Origin of the sequence: Burkholderia sp. IO2, assembly GCF_029522185.1 — a bacterium.
GTDB classification, from domain to species: domain Bacteria; phylum Pseudomonadota; class Gammaproteobacteria; order Burkholderiales; family Burkholderiaceae; genus Burkholderia; species Burkholderia cenocepacia.
This window is the reverse complement of sequence record NZ_JAKWFH010000134.1, coordinates 1-1,433: the sequence shown is the minus strand read 5'-3', so window position 1 is coordinate 1,433 and position 1,433 is coordinate 1. Positions and strand designations below refer to the sequence as shown.

Genomic DNA, 1,433 nt, shown 5'->3' with positions numbered 1-1,433 from the left:
ACAGGAGAATTGAAATGAACGCGTCCCACCCGTGAACGTGAGAGCAGAAAAAGGGGTGGACCCTCACGGGCCAACGGCATCGATGTGCCCAAGTGGAAAATGCACGCATTTCCCGGCAACCGGAGGATCCACGATGAACAGTATGGCCGTAGGAGTCGACGTCGCCAAGCAGGTTTTCCAAGTGCACTACGTTGATAGGGAAACCGGCGGGATCGTGAATAAGGCAATCAAGCGGGCGAAATTCCTTGAGTTCTTCGCGAACCGCGCGGCCTGTCTTATCGGGATGGAAGCGTGTGGCGGAGCCCACCATTGGGCGCGGCAATTGACGCAGATGGGTCACGAGGTCAGGCTGATGCCGGCCGAGTTCGTGAAGGCGTTCAACATCCGCAACAAGAACGATGCGGCGGACGCACGGGCGATCTGGCTGGCGGTACAGCAACCCGGCAAGCCGGTGGCGGTGAAGACCGAGATGCAGCAGGCGATGGTAGCACTGCACCGGATGCGCGAGCAGTTGGTGAAGTTCCGCACGATGCAGGTCAACGGATTGCGAGGTTTGCTGACGGAATACGGGGAGGTAATGAGCAAGGGGCGGGCGAAGCTGGACAAGGAAATACCGGCCGTGCTTGGCCGAATCGCGGAGCGCTTGCCAGCGGCGCTAATCGATACGTTGCGCGAGCAATGGAACGGGTTGGCAAAGCTCGACGAGCAGATCGCGGAAATCGAACGCCGGATGCGCGAATGGAAGAAGGAAGACAAGGCGGTGAAGGCGATTAGCGAGATACCGGGCGTAGGTTTGCTGACGGCCACCGCAGCGGTAGCAATGATGGGCGACCCGAAGGCGTTCAGCTCGGGACGAGAGTTCGCGGCGTGGGCCGGGTTAGTGCCGAAGCAGACCGGCTCGGGCGGTAAGGTGAACTTACACGGGATCAGCAAGAGGGGCGACATGTATCTGCGCACGCTACTGATTCACGGGGCACGAAGCGTGCTGACGCATGCGAAAGAGCCCGGTGAGTGGATCGAGCAGATGAAGAAGCGGCGACCGCCGAATGTGGTGATCGTCGCACTGGCCAACAAGATGGCACGGACGATCTGGGCTGTACTGGCCCATGACCGGCCGTACCAAAAGGGTTACGTGAGCGTGAAGCCGGCCTGATCGGTGAATGCCACGTTGAAGATCAACGTTTAACACTGGGTGAACGTCGAAAGGTTGCGCAGGAATCGAGTGTGATGACAAGCCAGGTAGGACCGGGACTCGCTAAACCTGAATCGTGGTAAGAGCTTCGAGCTCGCCAGGAGAATGAGGCGCGAGTCAGCGAATTTCATAGGGGCCCGCAGCGGCAGTACTGGCTGCAACAAGGCCGGATATAGAGCTGCAGCCCATCCTGTCTGTCTGAACACACGAAAACTGTTGCAAACGGGACGCGTTCATATAG

At 59.0% G+C, this 1,433-nt stretch carries 1 protein-coding gene; it reads left to right on the top strand.

Translation table 11 applies throughout. From position 1 onward, the window contains the following. The first annotated feature begins 133 nt into the window (after positions 1 to 133). On the top strand, positions 134 to 1,153 hold the full coding sequence (locus MMB92_RS35140) for an IS110-like element ISBcen5 family transposase (protein ID WP_012493617.1): 1,020 nt from the start codon (positions 134 to 136) through the stop codon (positions 1,151 to 1,153). The last annotated feature ends 280 nt before the right edge of the window (positions 1,154 to 1,433 follow it).